At 63.3% G+C, this 18521-nt stretch carries 19 protein-coding genes; 2 read left to right on the top strand and 17 right to left on the bottom strand.

The window, feature by feature from the left end:
• Positions 1–4: 4 nt before the first annotated feature.
• The 17 genes from atpD to rpmH all read right to left on the bottom strand — a co-directional run bounded on the left by atpD (position 5) and on the right by rpmH (position 15391).
• Positions 5–1381 (bottom strand): F0F1 ATP synthase subunit beta, encoded by a 1377-nt coding sequence (gene atpD / locus AX284_RS07410; RefSeq protein WP_017641466.1) that lies wholly within the window; start codon positions 1379–1381, stop codon positions 5–7.
• 30 nt (positions 1382–1411) lie between these two features.
• Positions 1412–2275 carry a F0F1 ATP synthase subunit gamma gene (atpG, locus tag AX284_RS07405; protein ID WP_007160119.1) on the bottom strand — a complete coding sequence of 288 codons (864 nt, stop codon included), beginning with the start codon at positions 2273–2275 and terminating at the stop codon, positions 1412–1414.
• 48 nt (positions 2276–2323) lie between these two features.
• Positions 2324–3868, bottom strand: coding sequence for a F0F1 ATP synthase subunit alpha (gene atpA / locus AX284_RS07400; RefSeq protein ID WP_017641467.1), 1545 nt, complete (start codon positions 3866–3868; stop codon positions 2324–2326).
• 18 nt (positions 3869–3886) lie between these two features.
• Positions 3887–4423 (bottom strand): F0F1 ATP synthase subunit delta, encoded by a 537-nt coding sequence (locus tag AX284_RS07395; protein ID WP_017641468.1) that lies wholly within the window; start codon positions 4421–4423, stop codon positions 3887–3889.
• A 12-nt stretch (positions 4424–4435) separates the two neighbouring features.
• Complete coding sequence (locus AX284_RS07390; protein ID WP_007160122.1) at positions 4436–4906, bottom strand: F0F1 ATP synthase subunit B; 471 nt, start codon at positions 4904–4906, stop codon at positions 4436–4438.
• 55 nt (positions 4907–4961) lie between these two features.
• Positions 4962–5219: a F0F1 ATP synthase subunit C gene (gene atpE, locus AX284_RS07385; protein ID WP_003097235.1), complete on the bottom strand. Its 258-nt coding sequence runs from the start codon at positions 5217–5219 to the stop codon at positions 4962–4964.
• Positions 5220–5358: 139 nt separating this feature from the next.
• Positions 5359–6222, bottom strand: a complete 864-nt coding sequence (gene atpB / locus AX284_RS07380) for a F0F1 ATP synthase subunit A (protein WP_007160124.1) — start codon at positions 6220–6222, stop codon at positions 5359–5361.
• A 16-nt stretch (positions 6223–6238) separates the two neighbouring features.
• Complete coding sequence (locus tag AX284_RS07375; protein WP_017641469.1) at positions 6239–6643, bottom strand: F0F1 ATP synthase subunit I; 405 nt, start codon at positions 6641–6643, stop codon at positions 6239–6241.
• A 146-nt stretch (positions 6644–6789) separates the two neighbouring features.
• Positions 6790–7662 carry a ParB/RepB/Spo0J family partition protein gene (locus tag AX284_RS07370; RefSeq protein ID WP_017641470.1) on the bottom strand — a complete coding sequence of 291 codons (873 nt, stop codon included), beginning with the start codon at positions 7660–7662 and terminating at the stop codon, positions 6790–6792.
• Positions 7663–7671: 9 nt separating this feature from the next.
• Positions 7672–8466 (bottom strand): ParA family protein, encoded by a 795-nt coding sequence (locus AX284_RS07365; RefSeq protein ID WP_007160127.1) that lies wholly within the window; start codon positions 8464–8466, stop codon positions 7672–7674.
• 8 nt (positions 8467–8474) lie between these two features.
• Positions 8475–9119 (bottom strand): 16S rRNA (guanine(527)-N(7))-methyltransferase RsmG, encoded by a 645-nt coding sequence (rsmG, locus tag AX284_RS07360; protein WP_068384413.1) that lies wholly within the window; start codon positions 9117–9119, stop codon positions 8475–8477.
• Entirely contained in the window at positions 9119–11011 is a 1893-nt protein-coding gene (gene mnmG, locus AX284_RS07355) for a tRNA uridine-5-carboxymethylaminomethyl(34) synthesis enzyme MnmG (protein ID WP_068384411.1), read from the bottom strand. The genes rsmG and mnmG overlap by 1 nt, the downstream gene beginning before the upstream one ends.
• A 444-nt stretch (positions 11012–11455) precedes the next feature.
• Positions 11456–12820: a tRNA uridine-5-carboxymethylaminomethyl(34) synthesis GTPase MnmE gene (gene mnmE, locus AX284_RS07350; protein ID WP_017641473.1), complete on the bottom strand. Its 1365-nt coding sequence runs from the start codon at positions 12818–12820 to the stop codon at positions 11456–11458.
• Positions 12821–12883: 63 nt separating this feature from the next.
• Positions 12884–14599, bottom strand: coding sequence for a membrane protein insertase YidC (yidC, locus tag AX284_RS07345; RefSeq protein WP_068384408.1), 1716 nt, complete (start codon positions 14597–14599; stop codon positions 12884–12886).
• Positions 14600–14601: 2 nt separating this feature from the next.
• Complete coding sequence (gene yidD / locus AX284_RS11720; protein ID WP_081594596.1) at positions 14602–14850, bottom strand: membrane protein insertion efficiency factor YidD; 249 nt, start codon at positions 14848–14850, stop codon at positions 14602–14604.
• Entirely contained in the window at positions 14843–15244 is a 402-nt protein-coding gene (gene rnpA / locus AX284_RS07340; protein WP_026083891.1) for a ribonuclease P protein component, read from the bottom strand. Before rnpA ends, yidD begins: the two co-directional genes overlap by 8 nt.
• Before the next feature lie 12 nt (positions 15245–15256).
• Complete coding sequence (gene rpmH / locus AX284_RS07335) at positions 15257–15391, bottom strand: 50S ribosomal protein L34 (RefSeq protein WP_017641476.1); 135 nt, start codon at positions 15389–15391, stop codon at positions 15257–15259.
• Positions 15392–15917: 526 nt separating this feature from the next.
• Between rpmH and dnaA the strand changes: the two genes are divergently transcribed.
• Together dnaA and dnaN are read left to right on the top strand one after the other, a co-directional pair.
• A complete protein-coding gene (dnaA, locus tag AX284_RS07330; RefSeq protein ID WP_017641477.1) occupies positions 15918–17387 on the top strand; it encodes a chromosomal replication initiator protein DnaA in 1470 nt (489 codons plus the stop codon).
• Positions 17388–17415: 28 nt separating this feature from the next.
• Positions 17416–18519 carry a DNA polymerase III subunit beta gene (dnaN, locus tag AX284_RS07325; RefSeq protein WP_007160136.1) on the top strand — a complete coding sequence of 368 codons (1104 nt, stop codon included), beginning with the start codon at positions 17416–17418 and terminating at the stop codon, positions 18517–18519.
• The last annotated feature ends 2 nt before the right edge of the window (positions 18520–18521 follow it).

Genomic DNA, 18521 nt, shown 5'->3' with positions numbered 1-18521 from the left:
GCAGTTACAGTTTCTTGGCTTTCTCGATGGCTTCGTCGATGCCGCCGACCATGTAGAACGCCTGCTCGGGCAGGTGATCGTAGTCGCCACGCAGGATCCCGGAGAAGCCGGCGATGGTGTCCTTGAGGGACACGTACTTGCCGGGCGAACCGGTGAAGACTTCGGCCACGAAGAACGGCTGGGACAGGAAGCGCTGGATCTTACGCGCGCGGGATACCAGCTGCTTGTCGGACTCGGACAGTTCGTCCATGCCCAGGATCGCGATGATGTCCTTCAGCTCCTTGTAGCGCTGCAGCACGTACTGGACGCCGCGAGCGGTGTCGTAGTGCTCCTGGCCGATCACGTTCGGGTCCAGCTGGCGCGAGGTGGAGTCCAGGGGATCGACCGCCGGGTAGATACCCAGGGAGGCGATGTCACGGGACAGAACCACGGTGGCGTCCAGGTGGGCGAAGGTGGTCGCCGGGGACGGGTCGGTCAAGTCATCCGCCGGGACGTAAACGGCCTGTACGGAGGTGATCGAACCCAGCTTGGTGGAGGTGATGCGCTCCTGCAGGACACCCATCTCTTCGGCCAGGGTCGGCTGGTAGCCCACCGCGGACGGCATACGACCCAGCAGCGCGGACACTTCGGTACCGGCCAGGGTGTAGCGGTAGATGTTGTCGACGAACAGCAGGACGTCACGGCCTTCGTCACGGAATTTCTCGGCCATGGTCAGACCGGTCAGGGCCACGCGCAGACGGTTGCCCGGCGGCTCGTTCATCTGGCCATAGACCAGGGCGACCTTGTCCAGAACGTTGGAGTCCTTCATCTCGTGGTAGAAGTCGTTCCCTTCACGGGTACGCTCGCCCACGCCGGCGAACACGGAATAACCGCTGTGCTCGATGGCGATGTTACGGATGAGTTCCATCATGTTGACGGTCTTGCCCACGCCGGCGCCGCCGAACAGGCCGACCTTGCCGCCCTTGGCGAAGGGGCAGACCAGGTCGATGACCTTGATGCCGGTTTCCAGCAGGTCGTTACCACCTGCCTGCTCGGCATAGGACGGGGCCTTGCGGTGGATTTCCCAACGCTCTTCCTCGCCGATGGGGCCGGCTTCGTCGATGGGGTTGCCCAGCACGTCCATGATGCGGCCGAGGGTCTTGACGCCGACCGGGACCTTGATGGCCTCGCCGGTGTTGCCGACGTTCAGGCCGCGCTTGAGGCCTTCGGTGCTACCCATGGCGATGGTACGGACCACGCCGTCACCCAGCTGCTGCTGGACTTCCAGAGTGGTTTCGGCACCCTGCACCTTGAGGGCGTCAAAGACGCGCGGTACCGCGTCGCGCGGGAATTCCACGTCGATCACGGCGCCGATGATTTGTACGATACGTCCGCTACTCATTTCGCGTTCCTCGAATGTTTAAGCTGTCCGTCAGACCGCGGCGGCGCCGCCGACGATTTCCGAAATTTCTTGGGTGATCGCAGCCTGGCGAGCCTTGTTGTAGACCAGCTGCAGCTCCTTGATGAGATCGCCGGCGTTGTCGGTGGCGTTCTTCATCGCGATCATCCGCGCGGCCTGTTCGCTGGCAGCGTTCTCGACCACGGCCTGGTACACCTGGGATTCCACGTAGCGCACCAGCAGACCGTCGAGCAGGGTCTTGGCGTCGGGCTCGTAGAGATAGTCCCAATGCTTGCCTTGCAGCTCACCGCCCTCGGCCGGCACCAGGGGCACCAGCTGCTGGATGGTCGGCTTTTGGGTCATGGTGTTGACGAAGACGTTGGACACCACGTACAGACGGTCGATACGGCCGTTCAGGTAGGCATCCAGCATCACCTTGATGCTGCCGATCAGATCGCCGATCGCCGGGGCTTCGCCGAGGTGGCTGATGGCCGCGACCACGTTGCCGCCGAAGCTGCGGAAGAAGGAGGCACCCTTGGCCCCGATCACCGCCAGATCGATTTCCACACCCTTGCCGCGCTGGTCGCTCATGTCGCGGACCAGAGCCTTGAACAGGTTGGTGTTCAGACCACCGGCCAGACCCCGATCGGAGCTGACCACGATGTAACCGACGCGCTTGACCTCGCGTTCCACCATGAAGGCATGGCGGTACTCGGGGTTGGCGTTGGCCAGGTGGCCGATCACAGCGCGGATGCGCTCGGCATAAGGCTTGCTGGCAGCCATGCGGGCCTGAGCCTTACGCATCTTGCTGACCGCAACCTTTTCCATGGCGCTGGTGATCTTCTGTGTGCTTTTGATGCTCGCGATCTTGCCGCGAATCTCTTTTGCGCCTGCCATGTGACACCTATCGGGTTGGCAAACGGGGGCTGGCGCCCCCGTCGCGGCTTACCAGGTTTGCGTGGCCTTGAACTTCTCGATTCCCGCCTTGATGCCGGCGTCGATCTCGTCGTTGAAGTCGCCCTTCACGTTGATCTTGGCCATCAGGTCGGCGTGATCGCGGTTGAAGTAGGCGATCAGGGCCTGCTCGAAGCTACCGATCTTGTCCAGGGACACATCGCTCAGGAAACCACGCTCGGCGGCGTACAGGCTCAGGGACATCTCGGCGATGGACATGGGCGCGTACTGCTTCTGCTTCATCAGCTCAGTGACACGCTGACCATGCTCGAGCTGCTTGCGGGTGGCTTCGTCCAGGTCCGAGGCGAACTGGGCGAAGGCCGCCAGTTCACGGTACTGGGCCAGCGCGGTACGGATACCGCCGGACAGCTTCTTGATGATCTTGGTCTGGGCCGCACCACCCACACGGGATACCGAGACACCGGCGTTGACCGCCGGGCGGATGCCCGAGTTGAACAGGCCGGCTTCCAGGAAGATCTGGCCGTCGGTGATGGAGATCACGTTGGTCGGAACGAAGGCGGACACGTCGCCGGCCTGGGTCTCGATGATCGGCAGCGCGGTCAGCGAGCCGGTCTTGCCGGTCACGGCGCCGTTGGTGAACTTCTCGACGTAGTCGGCGGAGACGCGGGACGCGCGCTCGAGCAGACGGCTGTGGAGATAGAACACGTCGCCGGGATAGGCTTCACGGCCCGGCGGACGACGCAGCAGCAGGGAGATCTGGCGATAGGCCACGGCCTGCTTGGACAGATCGTCATAGACGATCAGGGCGTCTTCACCGCGGTCGCGGAAGTATTCGCCCATGGTGCAACCCGAGTAGGGCGCCAGGAACTGCAGGGCAGCCGATTCGGACGCACTGGCTGCCACCACGATGGTGTTGTGCAGAGCGCCGTTCTCTTCCAGCTTGCGTACCACGTTGGCGATGGTCGACTGCTTCTGACCAATGGCGACGTAGACGCAGCGGATGCCGCTGTTCTTCTGGTTGATGATGGCATCGATCGCCATGGCGGTCTTGCCGATCTGACGGTCACCGATGATCAGCTCACGCTGACCACGACCAACCGGGATCATGGCATCGACGGCCTTGTAGCCGGTCTGCACCGGCTGGTCGACCGACTGACGCCAGATCACGCCCGGCGCGACCTTCTCGACGGCGTCGGTGGCGCTGGCATTCAGCGGACCCTTGCCATCGATGGGGTTGCCCAGGGCGTCGACGACGCGACCCAGCAGTTCCGGACCGACCGGGACTTCCAGGATGCGGCCGGTGCACTTGGCGCTCATGCCTTCGGCCAGACCCAGGTAGCTACCCAGGACCACGGCGCCGACGGAGTCTTGCTCCAGGTTCAGCGCCATACCGTAGATGCCGCCGGGGAATTCGATCATTTCGCCGTACATGACGTCGGCCAGACCGAAGATCCGCACGATACCGTCAGACACGCTGACGATGGTGCCTTCGTTGCGGGCTTGCGAGGTCACGTCGAGCTTGTCGATGCGACCCTTGATGATTTCACTAATTTCGGAAGGATTGAGTTGCTGCATGCTACTGCCCCTTCAAACTCAAGGTTTCAACGCTTCGGCCAGTTGCGCGAGCTTGCCGCGAACGGAGCCATCGATTACCAAGTCGCCGGCGCGGATAACCACACCACCGATCAGGCTCGCATCCTCGGATGCATTAAGTCGCACGTGTCGACCTAGCCTTGCGCTGAGAGCCTTGGCGAGTTTGTCTTGCTGTTCTTCGCTCAGGGCGAAAGCACTGGTGACTTCCGCCTCGATGGATTTTTCCTGCTCGGCCTTGTACGCCTCGTAGATCTCGGCGATGGCCGGGAACAGGTCGATCCGGTTGTTTTCTGCCACGGTCCGAACGAAGTTCTGGGACTGTGCATCCAGCTGATCGCCACATACGTCGATGAGCAATCCGGCCTTGGCGTCCGCAGTCAACTGCGGCTGCTGAAGCAGCTGGCGCACGGTCCCATCTTGGGATACCGCGGCGAGCAGCCCGAGCGCGGCCGACCATTGGGTCAGCTGCTGCTGGGACTGTGCGAACTCGAAAGCCGCCTTGGCATAGGGCCGGGCCAGCGTGTTCAGTTCTGCCATTGGTGGCCTCGCTTAGATTTCCGCTGCCAGTCGGTCGACCAACTGGGCATGAGCATTGGCATCAACGGTCGATCCGAGGATCTTCTCGGCGCCGGCCACGGCCAGCACGCCGACGCGAGCACGCAGAGCGTCCTTCGCGGTGTTGATTTCCTGCTCGATTTCCGCCTGAGCCTGCGCCTTGATCCGGTCGCCTTCGGCACGGGCCTTGGCCTGTGCGTCCTCGACGATCTGAGCGGCACGCTTGTTGGCTTGCTCGATGATCTCGGCTGCTTGGCCCTTGGCTTCGTTCACTTTCTGGTTGGCTTGCTGCTGTGCCACTTCCAGATCACGAGCCGCGCGGTTGGCAGCGTCAAGGCCATCGGCAATCTTCTTCTCACGCTCACGCAGCGCCGAGATGATCGGCGGCCACACGTACTTCATGCAGAAGAGCACGAAGATGAAGAAGGCAACGGACTGGCCTATCAGGGTTGCATTAATGTTCACGCCAACACCTCGCTCGTTCGTTGTCCATCAGTCCTGCCTACACCCGCGAGGGTGATCAGCCGGCGATCTGACCAACGAAGGGGTTAGCGAAGGTGAAGAACAGGGCGATACCAACACCGATCATGGTCACGGCGTCGAGCAGACCGGCGACGATGAACATCTTGACTTGCAGCATCGGAACCATTTCCGGCTGACGAGCGGCGCCTTCGAGGAACTTGCCACCCAGCAGACCGAAGCCAATGGCGGTACCCAGAGCGCCCAGGCCAATCAGCAGAGCAACGGCGATCGCGGTCAAACCAACTACAGTTTCCATCTTTCCTCCCGACTTTTTTAGTCGTCTTGGTTAAGGTTGAAGCGAAAAAGTTTTCCCAAGTTACCCGGCGGACGAGGTCCTCCGGGACTCACGGCAGAACCGCCCCCGGACGCCGTCAGCAGCGTCCGGAAGCCATTCCTTAGTGACTTTCTTCGTGCGCCATCGACAGGTAGACGATGGTCAGCATCATGAAGATGAAGGCCTGCAGGGTGATGATGAGGATGTGGAACACCGCCCACGCCCACTGCAGCACGATACCCAGACCGCCCAGTGCCAGACCGTTGGCGAACATGATGGCGATCAGGATGAAGATCAGCTCGCCCGCATACATGTTGCCGAACAGTCGCAGTGCCAGCGAGATCGGCTTGGCGATCAGGGTGACGAATTCGAGCAGGAAGTTGATCGGAATCAGGATGATCTGCAGCAGCGGATTCTTGCTGCTGAAGGGGTGCAGGGTCAGCTCGCCGAAGAAACCGCCGAGACCCTTCATCTTGATGCTGTAGAAGATGATCAGGCCAAACACCGACAGGGCCATGCCCAGGGTGGCGTTCGGGTCGGTGGTGGGCACCACGCGGAAGTAGGTGTGCTCGCCGAACAGCATGCCGGCCACGGACGGCAGCCAGTCCACCGGCACCAGGTCCATCAGGTTCATCAGGAAGATCCAGACGAAGATGGTCAGGGCCAGGGGCGCGATCAGGGCGTTCTTGCCATGGAAGGTGTCACGGACGCTGCCGTCGACGAATTCCACCAGCACTTCGACGAAGTTCTGCAGGCCGCCGGGCTGACCGCTGGTGGCCTTCTTGGCGATGCTGCGGAACAGCACCAGGAAGATCAGGCCGAGGGCGACCGACCAGCCGAGGGTGTCCACGTGGAAGGCCCAGAAGCCCATTTCCTTAGCTTCAGCGGGGGTGTGGGCGAAGCTCCAGCCGTTCACCGGATGCATACCATAGGTCAGGTTCTGCAGGTGGTGCTGGATGTAGCCCGAAGCGGAGTCTGCTGCCATGTGTGCCTCGAATGCCTTAAGGTCTAGTCGGTTTTTTCAGTAGCAAGGGCGCGCCAGCATTGACCATCAGCGTCAACAGATAGACGCCGAACAGTGCAGGAGCCGAAAGCGGTTTTACCCCGGCAAACGTCAGTGCAAAGAGCACTGCCGTGAGAATCAGTTTGCCCGCCTCGCCCGAGTAGAAAGAACGGACGATGTCTCGGGCGGCATGGGCGCCGCGATAGCGGAACGCCTTGAACGAAAAATACAGATTGGGCAGCCAGGCAATCAGCCCACCCAACAATCCGGAATAACCGGCGACCTTACCGACGAAGCAATACAAGACAACGGCGGCACACGACGCGACAGCCAGTTGGACGAGCAGCAGGCGAAAGGCAGGCTGATGATGGAAGGGCAGGCGTTTGGGCGTGCGGCGGTCCATCGGCTCGAAGTCCTCTGGTGTCGGCTTAATAGTTGTTTTCACTGGCATGCTTTGTGCCGACAAAAAGCGGGCAAAGTATAGGGGCGCGCCAGGGGTGGTTCAAGCCACCCCGGACAGATTGCCTTTATTGCCGGAAGGCATTTGTGTCAGCGAATGTGCGCCAGTACGCCTTGAAGTTCGTCCAAAGAGGTATAGCGGATCACCAGTTGACCCTTGCCCTTCTCGCCATGGCGGATCTGCACGTTGGCGCCCAAACGCTCGGCCAGACGCTGCTCCAGACGGCTGATGTCCGGATCCACGGCTGGTGCCTTCTCAACCGGCTCCGTTCCGCTGAGCCACTGGCGCACCAGGGCCTCGGTCTGGCGGACGGTGAGACCCCGTGCGACAACGTGCCGCGCCCCTTCGGCCTGGCGGGCCTTGGGCAGACCGAGCAGCGCCCGGGCATGGCCCATTTCCAGCTCGCCCTTGGCCAGCAGGTCCTTGGCGTCCTCGGCCAGCGCCAGCAGGCGCAGCAGATTGGTCACGCCCGAGCGCGACTTGCCGACGGCTTCGGCCACTTGGGCCTGGGTCAGCTCGAATTCGTCCTGCAACCGCTGCAGGGCCATGGCCTCTTCCAGCGGATTGAGATTCTGCCGCTGGATGTTCTCGATCAGCGCCAGGGCGATGGCCACCTGGTCGGGCACATCGCGCACCAGGGCGGGGATGCGGTCCAGGCCGGCCTGCTGGCTGGCACGCCAGCGGCGTTCACCGGCGATGATCTCGTAACGGCCTTCGCCGATGGCACGCACCACGATGGGCTGCATCAGCCCCTGGACGCGAATGGAGTTGGCCAGCTCTTCCAGAGCGGTCGGATCCATGTGCCGGCGCGGCTGGTACTTGCCGCGCTGGATGATGTCCACCGGCAGCGATTGCAGTTCGCTGACCGGGGTGGCGGCGGCCTGCTCCTGCAGGACCTTGACGCTGGCACCGCCGAGCAGGGCGTCGAGACCGCGGCCCAGACCTCGTTTCTTCACAGCCATGGGGATTCCTTAGGCAGTCTTGGCGACGCGAGCCGCCTTACGCTGACGTTTGACCAGCTCGCTGGCCAGCTCCAGATAGGCCGCGGCCCCCTTGGAGCTCTTGTCGTAGACCAGCGCGGGCATGCCGTAGCTGGGGGCTTCGGCCAGGCGGACGTTGCGCGGAATGATGGTTTCGTAGAGCTCGTCGCCGAAGTGCTGCTTGAGCTGGGCGGCAACGTCGTTGGCCAGGCCGATGCGCGGATCAAACATGGTGCGCAGCAGGCCTTCGATCTTGAGCTGCGGATTCAACCGCTGGGCGATGTGCTGGATGCTGCCGATCAGATCGGTCAGGCCTTCCAGGGCGAAGTATTCGCACTGCATGGGGATGATCACGCCGTCGGCGGCCACCAGCCCGTTGATGGTCAGCATGGACAGCGACGGCGGGCAGTCGATGAGCACGTAGTCGTAGTTGTCCCGCACGGGGGCCAGGGCGTCGCGTAGGCGACTCTCACGCCCGCTCATCTCCAGCAGCTCGACTTCCGCGGCGGTGACGTCGCGGTTCGAGGGCAGCAGCTGGTAGCCGCCGTGCTCGGAGAAGTGCATGGCGTCGAGCAGACCGCAGGCGCCGGTGAGGACGTCCAGCACCGAATGCTCCAGGGCATGCTTGTCCACCCCACTGCCCATGGTGGCGTTACCCTGGGGATCGAGGTCGATCAGCAGCACCTTGCGCCGGTTGGTGGCGGCCAGAGAAGCGGCGAGATTGATGCACGTGGTGGTCTTGCCCACCCCGCCCTTCTGGTTGGCTATCGCGTAAACCTTGGCCATGTACCGCCTTACCCCTCTCCGTTCGTGCGGCGCAGTATCAGCAAGTGCCGCTGGCCTTGGCAACCGGGAACCGCGAGGACGTGCGCCGCCGCAACTTGGAAATCCGCTGGTAGCTTGGCCAGTTCGTCGTCGGGGTGCAGCCCCTTCATCGCCAGCCACTGTGTTTGGTTGTCGCCCAGGTGGCGCGTCCAGGTGGCGAAGTCGTCGATGGCGCTGAACGCCCGCGAGACGATGCCGGTGAAGGGCGCGGCAGGCTGGTAGGCCTCGACGCGGGCGTGGACCACGTCGAGATTGGCCAGGCCCAGTTCGATCCTGGCCTGGGTCAGGAAGCGGGTCTTCTTGCCGTTGCTGTCGAGCAGGGTGAAGCGCGACTCGGGAAAGAGGATCGCCAGGGGAATGCCCGGCATACCGCCGCCGCTGCCTACGTCCAGCCACTGCCCCGCGCCTACGTAGGGGACGATGCTGAGGCTGTCCAGCAGGTGCCGCGAGACCATCTCGTTGGGATCGCGCACCGCGGTGAGATTGTAGGCCTTGTTCCACTTGACCAGCAGGTCCAGGTAGCCCAGCAACCGCTCTTCCACGGCGGCGGTCAGGGCCACGCCGAGGGTCTCGGCGCCCTGACGCAGTTCGTTGGCTTGGATCGCGCTGGCCATCAGGCGCTGTGCTCCAGGCTGCGACCGGCGCTGCGCTTCTTCAGGTGGATCAGCAGCAGCGAGACCGCCGCTGGCGTGACGCCGGGAATGCGCGAGGCCTGCCCCAGGGTCTCGGGACGGGCCTGGGCCAGCTTGTGCTGGATCTCCTTGGACAGTCCGGAAATGCTGGCGTAGTCGAGCTCCGCGGGCAGCGCCACGGCATCGCTGGCGCGCAGTCGCTGGATCTCGTCCTGCTGGCGATCGATGTAGCCGGCGTACTTGGTCTTGATCTCGATCTGCTCGGCGACCTGGGTCTCGGCCGGCGTCTCGCCCACCGCGGCCATCAGGCCGGCATAGTCGATCTCCGGCCGGGCCAGCAGGTTCTGCAGGTTGTATTCGTGATTGAGCGGCGTGCCGAAACGCTCGGCGACCGCCGTGCCCTGGGGCGTTCCCGGACGGATCCAGGTGGCCTTGAGACGCTGCTCTTCCAGGACGATGCCCTCGCGCTTGGCTTCGAACAGCGCCCAGCGCTGGTCGTCCACCAGGCCCAGCTCGCGGCCCTTTTCGGTCAGGCGCAGGTCGGCGTTGTCTTCGCGCAGGATCAGCCGGTACTCGGCGCGCGAGGTGAACATCCGGTAGGGCTCCTGGGTGCCCAGGGTGATGAGGTCATCCACCAGGACGCCGAGGTAGGCCTCGTCGCGGCGCGGACACCAGGCTTCACGGCCCTGGGCGCGCAGCGCGGCGTTGGCCCCGGCGAGCAGACCCTGGGCGCCGGCTTCTTCGTAACCGGTGGTGCCATTGATCTGGCCGGCGAAGAACAGCCCGGCGATGACCTTGGTCTCCAGGCTGTACTTGAGATCCCGCGGATCGAAGAAGTCGTATTCGATGGCGTAGCCGGGCCGCAGGATGTGGGCGTTCTCCATGCCACGCATGGAACGCACCACCTCGAGCTGCACATCGAAGGGCAGCGAGGTGGAGATGCCGTTGGGATAGAGTTCGTGGGTGGTCAGGCCCTCGGGTTCGAGAAAGACCTGATGGCTGTCCTTGTCGGCGAAGCGATGGATCTTGTCTTCGATGGACGGGCAGTAGCGCGGCCCTACCCCTTCGATCACGCCCGAGTACATGGGCGAACGATCCAGGTTGGCGCGGATGATGTCGTGGGTGCGGGCGTTGGTGTGGGTGATCCAGCAGCTGACCTGCTGGGGATGCTGCTCGCGATTGCCGAGGAAGGACATCACCGGCAGGGGGGTATCCCCGGGCTGCTCGGTCATCACCGAGAAATCCACCGAGCGGCCGTCGATGCGCGGTGGCGTACCGGTCTTCAGCCGCGATACCCGCAGTGGCAGTTCCCGCAGGCGCTGGGCCAGGGCGATGGCCGGCGGATCGCCCGCTCGTCCACCACTGTGGTTCTGCAGGCCGATGTGGATAAGACCACCGAGGAAGGTCCCGGCGGTCAGCACCACGTTGTCGGCATGGAATTTCAGGCCCATCTGGGTGACCACGCCGGCGACGCGATCGCCTTCGACGATGAGGTCGTCACAGGCCTGCTGGAATATCCACAGGTTCGGCTGGTTTTCCAGCGTATGGCGGATGGCCGCCTTGTACAGCACGCGGTCGGCCTGGGCGCGAGTGGCGCGCACGGCAGGTCCCTTGCGGCTGTTGAGAATGCGGAACTGGATGCCGGCGAGGTCCGTGGCCGCGGCCATGGCGCCGCCCAGGGCATCGATCTCCTTGACCAGATGGCTCTTGCCGATGCCGCCAATGGCGGGGTTGCAGCTCATCTGGCCGAGAGTTTCCACATTATGCGTGAGCAGCAGGGTGCGCACACCCATGCGAGCGGCCGCCAGGGCCGCTTCGGTACCGGCATGGCCGCCGCCGATCACGATGACGTCGAAACGGGAAGGAAAGTCCACCACGCACCTCGTGCCTGTTGGCAGGAATTCAAAGGAAAGCCGGCAAGTATAAGGCCTGAGCGGCTCTTGCAGAAGGGGTTCTGGCCAAAAAATGACCAGCCGTCAAGAGAGACCTCCAATATAAACAATAGGGAAGAAAATTTTAAAAGGACTGATATAGAGCTTATGTATATGCAGGCACTTCGCTGTGGATAAGGTTATCCAGCCCTCGTCAGCACTGAGCTGGGGAAAACCTGAGCCCCGTGCATGTCTTGTGCTGTGGATGGATACAAGCTCTCAGCATCCTGTGGAGCCTTTGCCTGTTTATCCACATGCGCAGTCATGGACAGCTCGTGCACCGATTTATGGGCAGACCTCAGGCAGGGTTATCAACAGGGCTCTGGAAGGGAGAGATGAGGACAGTCAAGGCCTGCCTTGCACAGGCCTGGAACGGCGGGCGGGAAATTACTTGCCGATGCAGAAGCTGGAGAAGATGCGGCCGAGCAGGTCGTCGGAGCTGAAAGCGCCGGTGATCTCGCCGAGCACCTGCTGGGCTTGGCGCAGGTCTTCGGCCAGCAGCTCGCCGGAGCCGGCCAGGGTGAGCTGACGATAGCCATGGTCCAGGGCACTGGCGGCTCTTTGCAGGGCATCCAGGTGACGCCGCCGGGCGCTGAAGCCGCCCTCGGTGGTCTGCTCGAAGCCCATGCAGGCCTTGAGGTGCTCGCGCAAGGCTTCGACACCGCCGCCATCGGTGGCGCTGAGGGCGATCTCGACCGGTTCGCTGGTGGCCAGCAGGCCGGTAACCTCGCCGGTGAGATCGGCCTTGTTGCGGATCACCGTCAGCTTGTCCAGCGGCGGCCGGGTGCTCAGCAGCTCCGGCCAGAGCGCCTGGGGATCCCGGGCTTCCGGCGCGCTGGCATCCACCACCAGCAGCACCCGATCGGCGCCGGCGATGGCGTCCAGGGCGCGCTGGACGCCAATCTGCTCGACCCGGTCGGTGGTGTCGCGCAGGCCGGCGGTATCGACCACATGCAGCGGCATGCCGTCGATGTGGATATGTTCGCGCAGGACATCCCGGGTAGTGCCGGCGATGTCGGTGACGATGGCGGCTTCGCGACCGGCCAGGGCATTGAGCAGGCTGGACTTGCCGGCATTGGGACGGCCGGCGATCACCACGGTCATGCCATCGCGCAGCAGGGCGCCGCGATTGGCTTCGCGCTGGACCTCGTGCAGCTCGGCCTGGACGCCCTCCAGCAGGCCCTGCACGCGGCCGTCGGCGAGGAAGTCGATCTCCTCCTCGGGAAAGTCGATGGCGGCCTCGACATAGATGCGCAGGCGGATCAGCTGCTCGACCAGGCTTTCCACCCGGCGCGAGAATTCGCCCTGCAGCGAGCGCAGGGCATTGCGCGCCGCCTGTTCGGTGCTGGCCTCGATGAGGTCGGCGATGGCCTCGGCCTGGGCCAGATCGAGCTTGTCGTTGAGAAAGGCGCGTTCGCTGAATTCCCCCGGGCGGGCCAGGCGGGCGCCCTCTTCCAGGGTGCGGCGCAGGAGCAGATCGAGGATCACCGGACCGCCGTGGCCCTGGAGTTCCAGCACGTCTTCGCCGGTGAAGGAGTTGGGGCCGGGAAAGAACAGGGCGATGCCGGCGTCCAGCACGCTGCCGTCGGCGGCGAGGAAGTTGCCGTAGTGGGCATGCCGAGGCGGCAGCTCACGGCCGCAGATCGCCCGCGCCAGGGGAGCGGCCAGGGGACCGGAGACGCGGACGATGCCGACCCCGCCGCGCCCGGTGGCGGTGGCGATGGCGGCGATGCTGTCGGAAGGCAGGGACATGACGATCCTCCAGAAAGCACGACGCCCCAATCAAGGGGCGTCGTGTGGACAGGGTGAGCGAGGTCAGGCCTTCTTGCTGGCCGCCTCGATCTTCCGGGTAATGTACCACTGCTGCAGGATCGACAGGCAGTTGTTGACGATCCAGTACAGCACCAGACCGGCCGGGAACCACAGGAAGAAGAAGGTGAAGACGATGGGCATCATCTTCATGACCTTGGCCTGCATGGGATCCGGCGGTGCCGGGTTCAGCATCTGCTGCACCAGCATGGTGGCGCCCATGATGATCGGCAGGATGAAGAAGGGATCCTTGGCCGACAGGTCGGTGATCCAGAACATCCAGGGCGACTGGCGCATCTCGACGCTTTCCAGCAGCACCCAGTACAGCGCCAGGAACACCGGCATCTGCACCACGATGGGCAGGCAGCCACCCAGGGGATTGATCTTCTCCTTGCGGTACAGCTCCATCATCGCCTGGGACATCTTCTGGCGATCGTCGCCATGCTGCTCCTTGAGCGCCTGCAGTCGCGGACCGACGGCGCGCATGCGCGCCATGGAGCGGTAGCTGGCGGCGGACAGCGGGAAGAACAGCAGCTTGATGATGATGGTCAGGACGATGATCGACCAGCCCCAGTTACCCAGGATGCTGTGGATATGCTGCAGCAACCAGAAGATCGGCTGAGCGATGAACCACAGGAAACCGTAGTCGACGGTCAGCTCCAGACCGTGGGACAGGGTCTTGAGGTGCTCCTGGATCTTCGGACCGGCATAGAGGGTCAGCGAGGTCTCACCCTTGCCACCCGCCGGCACGCTGAACTGCGGACCAGTGAAGCCGACGATGTAGTTGCCCTGGGCGTCCTTGCGGGTGGTGATCTGGTGCTGCTCGTCCTTGTTCGGCACCCAGGCGGTGACGAAGTAGTGCTGCAGCCAGCCGACCCAACCACCCTGCACGGCTTCCTGCAGGCGATTCTTGTCCATGTCGCTCATGGACACCTTGCGATAGGGCTCGGCCGGGGTACCGACGGCGGCGCCCAGGTAGGTGGACACGCCGGTGGCGGTGGTCGCCGAGGGATCGCCGCTCTTGTCCCGCTTGAGCTGGGCGTAGAGCACGCCGTTCCAGGCGTTGGCGCTCTGGTTGTCGATCAGGTAGCTGACCTGGATCTGGTAGGCGTCCGGGTTGATGCAGGTGATCTTCTTCTGCGCCTTCTCGGCGTCCGAGCAATCGACCTTCAGGCCCCGGTGGAAGGTGAATCTCTTGGTGTAGTCGACGCCGTTGGCCTGGTACTTGAGATCCACCACCAACTGCTGCTGGCCATCGGCGAGCACGTAGCTGGACTGGGCCGAGGTGTACAGCGGACGCCCGGCGCTGTTGGCGTCGGGACCGTTGGCACCGGTCAGGCCGCTCTGGGCCAGGTAGAGACGCTCGTTGCCGTTGTCGAACAGCATGAAGGGCACGTCGGGATGATCCTGACGGCGGGGGTACTGCACCAGACCGAGCTGGACGATGTCGCCGCCGCGAGGATCGATGGCCAGATCCAGGACGTCGGTACGTACCTTGATGAGCGCAGTGCTTGCCTGAGTGGTCGAGTTGTCCACCGGCGCCGCAGCCTTGGCGTCAGCGGGAACATCGGTGGGCACGTTGGGAGTGTCACCCGGCAGGACGCTGGTCTGCGTCTTGGCCGTGGGCAGATCGGCCTGGCCGTAATCCTTGTTCCACTGGAAAACCAGGGTGTAGGACACGATCGCCAAGGCGGCAATGAGTAGCGGGCGCTTGATATCCATGTTTACTCGGCCATCGAAGAGGTCGGGGCTGGGGTCTTTGCGGGAGGAACGGGATCATATCCGCCTGAGTGCCAGGGATGGCACCGGCACAGTCGCCGTGTGGTCAGCCAGCCACCACGCAGCAGCCCGTGGCGCTCGATGGCTTCGAGGGCGTAACCGGAACAGGTCGGATAGAAACGACAGTGACTGGCCATCATGGGGCTGATGGCATAACGGTAGAAGCGAATCAGCAGCAGGGCCGGTTTACGCATGAGCACCGTCGGGACTGTCGGTTGGGTGGGCAACGGTCTTGCTCGCCTGGCGATTGAGACGTTTCCACAGTTGCAGCAGCTGATCGTGCAATTCGGGATTGTCGACTTCGCCAAGTCCCTTGCGGGCGACGAAGACCAGATCGAAGCTGCCCAGGCGGTCCTGATTCAGACGGAAGGAATCTCGGATGACCCGCTTGATGCGATTGCGCTCGACAGAAAGCTTGACGCTCTTCTTGCCGATGACCAACCCCAGACGGGAATGGTCGAGCCCATTGGCATGGGCGAGCAGCAGCAGGTGCTTGCCGGATGCCTTGTGGGTGGGAGAGTCAAAGACCGCTTGGAACTGTTGGGAGCTCAGTAAGCGCCTGTCCCGACCGAAACCCTGACTCACCACCTGACCGGGCAATCAGATCGCCAGACGCTTGCGGCCTTTGGCACGGCGACGGGCGAGAACCTGACGGCCGTTCTTGGTTGCCATACGAGCACGGAAACCGTGGACACGGGCGCGCTTCAGGGTGCTGGGTTGGAAGGTGCGTTTCATGGACTTTTACCTAGGTGAAAGCGGCAAGGCATGAGTGCCCCGCGCAAAGAGACCGGCGATTCTAGAGAAAGCCTCGATGCAGGTCAATTTCCAACCAGCACCGGCTGACAGGAGACCGGGCAAATAAAATCAACAGGTCAGAAGGTTTTAAAAGACTGTTGAAGTGAATATGTATGGTGCAGCGGATTTCTGTGGATAGATCGTGCCAGGGCAGATGGCCTCTGCGCTGAGCGGGAACGGAAAGTCTGTTTTCAACAGGTGCAATTCGGGTGCTCTGCCTGCTGAGAGGCTGTGGATAAGCAGACCTGTTACGCACAGCACGATTATCCACAACAAAAAGCCCCGGGATGTCCAGAGAGGTCAGACGGCGTTATCCACAGAGCTGACGGTCATGGGTCTGCTCCTGATGGCCGTAACGGCTATCTACCGGGAAACTGCGTGGCCATGTGGATAACCTGGGTGGGGAGGGATACAATGGGCGTTTGCTCATGGCCCGTCCGGGCCGCTCCAGTTCTTGGGAGACGCTGTGTCGGTCGAACTCTGGCAACGTTGCGTGGATGTGCTGCGCGACGAGCTGCCTTCGCAACAATTCAATACCTGGATCCGGCCACTGCAGGTGGAAGCGGAAGGGGATGAGCTGCGGGTGTTCGCGCCCAACCGCTTCGTGCTCGACTGGGTCAACGAGAAGTACCTGAGCCGTATCCTCGAATTGCTCGAGGAACATGCCGACGACGGCATCGCGCCGGTGCTTTCCCTGCTGATCGGCAGCAAGCGCAGCAACAAGCCGCGCCCGGCCCAGACGCCCAGCAGCCAGAGCAGTCCGCTGCCACCCCCGGTGCAGGCGCCACAACCGATCCAGTCGGATATCGTCACCGCGGGCGTTGCCCTGGAAGACGTGACCGCGGAACTGGCCGAGGCCGACGAGCCGGCGGTCAAGACCGAGCGTACCGTGCAGGTGGAGGGTGCGCTCAAGCACACCAGCTATCTGAACCGGACCTTCACCTTCGAGAACTTCGTCGAGGGCAAGTCCAACCAGCTGGCCCGCGCCGCGGCCTGGCAGGTGGCGGACAATCCCAAGCACGGCTACAACCCGCTCTTCCTTTATGGGGGCGTGGGTCTGGGTAAGACCCACCTGATGCACGCGGTGGGCAACCACCTGCTCAAGCGCAATCCGAACGCCAAGATCGTCTATCTGCATTCGGAGCGCTTCGTCGCCGACATGGTCAAGGCGCTGCAGCTCAACGCCATCAACGAATTCAAGCGTTTCTACCGTTCGGTGGATGCGCTGCTGATCGACGACATCCAGTTCTTCGCCCGCAAGGAGCGTTCGCAGGAAGAGTTTTTCCACACCTTCAACGCCCTGCTCGAAGGTGGACAACAGGTGATCCTCACCAGCGACCGCTATCCCAAGGAGATCGACGGCCTGGAAGAGCGGCTCAAATCGCGCTTCGGCTGGGGTCTCACCGTGGCCGTGGAGCCGCCGGAGCTGGAGACGCGGGTGGCGATCCTGATGAAGAAGGCCGACCAGGCCAAGGTCGACCTGCCCCACGACGCCGCCTTCTTCATCGCCCAGCGCATCCGCTCCAACGTGCGGGAACTCGAAGGCGCACTCAAGCGGGTGATCGCCCATGCCCACTTCATGGGCCGGGACATCACCATCGAGCTGATCCGCGAATCGCTCAAGGATCTGCTGGCGCTGCAGGACAAGCTGGTCAGCATCGACAACATCCAGCGCACCGCGGCCGAGTACTACAAGATCAAGATCGCCGATCTGCTGTCCAAACGCCGCTCGCGTTCGGTCGCCCGGCCGCGGCAGGTCGCCATGGCGCTGTCCAAGGAGCTGACCAACCACAGCCTGCCGGAAATCGGCGACGCCTTTGGCGGACGCGATCACACGACGGTGTTGCATGCCTGTCGCAAGATCGCCGAACTTCGGGAATCCGACGCGGATATTCGCGAGGATTACAAGAACCTGCTGCGTACCCTGACCACCTGACGGACGCGGCCCTGGCAAGGACCTGACCATGCATTTCACCATTCAACGCGAAGCCCTGTTGAAACCGCTGCAGCTGGTGGCCGGTGTCGTGGAACGTCGGCAAACGCTGCCGGTGCTGTCCAACGTACTCCTGGTCGTGGAAGGCCAGCGACTATCGCTGACCGGTACCGACCTGGAAGTCGAGCTGGTTGGCCGGGTCGATCTGGAAGAAGCCGCCGAAGCCGGTGAGATCACCGTGCCGGCGCGCAAGCTGATGGACATCTGCAAGAGCCTGCAGCCCGATGCGCTGATCGACATCCGCACCGAGGAACAGAAGCTGCTGATCCGTGCCGGACGCAGCCGTTTCACCCTGTCCACCCTGCCGGCCAACGACTTTCCCACCGTGGAAGAAGGTCCGGGCTCGCTGAAGTTCAGCATTCCCCAGGGTCGCCTGCGCCGTCTGATCGAGCGCACCGGCTTCGCCATGGCCCAGCAGGACGTGCGCTACTACCTCAACGGCATGCTGCTGGAAGCCAGCACCGGACGCCTGCGCGCCGTGGCCACCGACGGTCACCGCCTGGCCATGTGCATGCTGGAGGCCGATGTCGACCAGGCCGAGAAGCACCAGGTCATCGTGCCGCGCAAGGGCATCCTGGAGCTGTCGCGCCTGCTCACCGAACCGGAAGAGCCGGTCAACGTGGTCCTGGGCCAGCACCATATCCGCGCCACCACCGGCGACTTCACCTTTACCTCCAAGCTGGTGGACGGCAAGTTCCCCGATTACGAGCGCGTCCTGCCACGGCATGGCGACAAGCTGGTACTGGGCGAGCGTCAGCACCTGCGCGAGGCCTTCAGCCGCACTGCCATTCTCTCCAACGAGAAATACCGGGGCATCCGCCTGCAGCTGGAAAACGGCTTCATGAAGATCCAGGCCAACAACCCGGAGCAGGAAGAAGCCGAGGAAGAACTGCAGGTCGACTACGACGGCGGCAGCCTGGAGATCGGCTTCAACGTCAGCTACCTGCTCGACGTGCTGGGCGTGATGACCACCGACCAGGTGCGCATCACCCTGTCCGATTCCAGCAGCAGTGCGCTGTTGCAGGAGGCGGGCAACGACGATTCCTCCTATGTCGTGATGCCGATGCGCCTCTGATC

The organism is Pseudomonas sp. HUK17 (genome assembly GCF_001566765.1).
Note: the sequence above shows the minus strand (reverse complement) of the source record. Positions and strands in the feature narration are given on the sequence as shown.

What these genes read in the sequence shown, in the direction of transcription:
- yidC (WP_068384408.1), bottom strand. Translation starts at nt 14,599, where the DNA reads ATGGATATCAAGCGCCCGCTACTCATTGCCGCCTTGGCGATCGTGTCC.
- dnaN (WP_007160136.1), top strand. Translation starts at nt 17,416, where the DNA reads ATGCATTTCACCATTCAACGCGAAGCCCTGTTGAAACCGCTGCAGCTG.
- atpD (WP_017641466.1), bottom strand. Translation starts at nt 1,381, where the DNA reads ATGAGTAGCGGACGTATCGTACAAATCATCGGCGCCGTGATCGACGTG.
- rpmH (WP_017641476.1), bottom strand. Translation starts at nt 15,391, where the DNA reads ATGAAACGCACCTTCCAACCCAGCACCCTGAAGCGCGCCCGTGTCCAC.
- atpG (WP_007160119.1), bottom strand. Translation starts at nt 2,275, where the DNA reads ATGGCAGGCGCAAAAGAGATTCGCGGCAAGATCGCGAGCATCAAAAGC.
- rsmG (WP_068384413.1), bottom strand. Translation starts at nt 9,119, where the DNA reads ATGGCCAGCGCGATCCAAGCCAACGAACTGCGTCAGGGCGCCGAGACC.
- AX284_RS07370 (WP_017641470.1), bottom strand. Translation starts at nt 7,662, where the DNA reads ATGGCTGTGAAGAAACGAGGTCTGGGCCGCGGTCTCGACGCCCTGCTC.
- atpA (WP_017641467.1), bottom strand. Translation starts at nt 3,868, where the DNA reads ATGCAGCAACTCAATCCTTCCGAAATTAGTGAAATCATCAAGGGTCGC.
- AX284_RS07375 (WP_017641469.1), bottom strand. Translation starts at nt 6,643, where the DNA reads ATGGACCGCCGCACGCCCAAACGCCTGCCCTTCCATCATCAGCCTGCC.
- atpE (WP_003097235.1), bottom strand. Translation starts at nt 5,219, where the DNA reads ATGGAAACTGTAGTTGGTTTGACCGCGATCGCCGTTGCTCTGCTGATT.
- mnmE (WP_017641473.1), bottom strand. Translation starts at nt 12,820, where the DNA reads ATGTCCCTGCCTTCCGACAGCATCGCCGCCATCGCCACCGCCACCGGG.
- AX284_RS07365 (WP_007160127.1), bottom strand. Translation starts at nt 8,466, where the DNA reads ATGGCCAAGGTTTACGCGATAGCCAACCAGAAGGGCGGGGTGGGCAAG.
- atpB (WP_007160124.1), bottom strand. Translation starts at nt 6,222, where the DNA reads ATGGCAGCAGACTCCGCTTCGGGCTACATCCAGCACCACCTGCAGAAC.
- AX284_RS07395 (WP_017641468.1), bottom strand. Translation starts at nt 4,423, where the DNA reads ATGGCAGAACTGAACACGCTGGCCCGGCCCTATGCCAAGGCGGCTTTC.
- yidD (WP_081594596.1), bottom strand. Translation starts at nt 14,850, where the DNA reads ATGCGTAAACCGGCCCTGCTGCTGATTCGCTTCTACCGTTATGCCATC.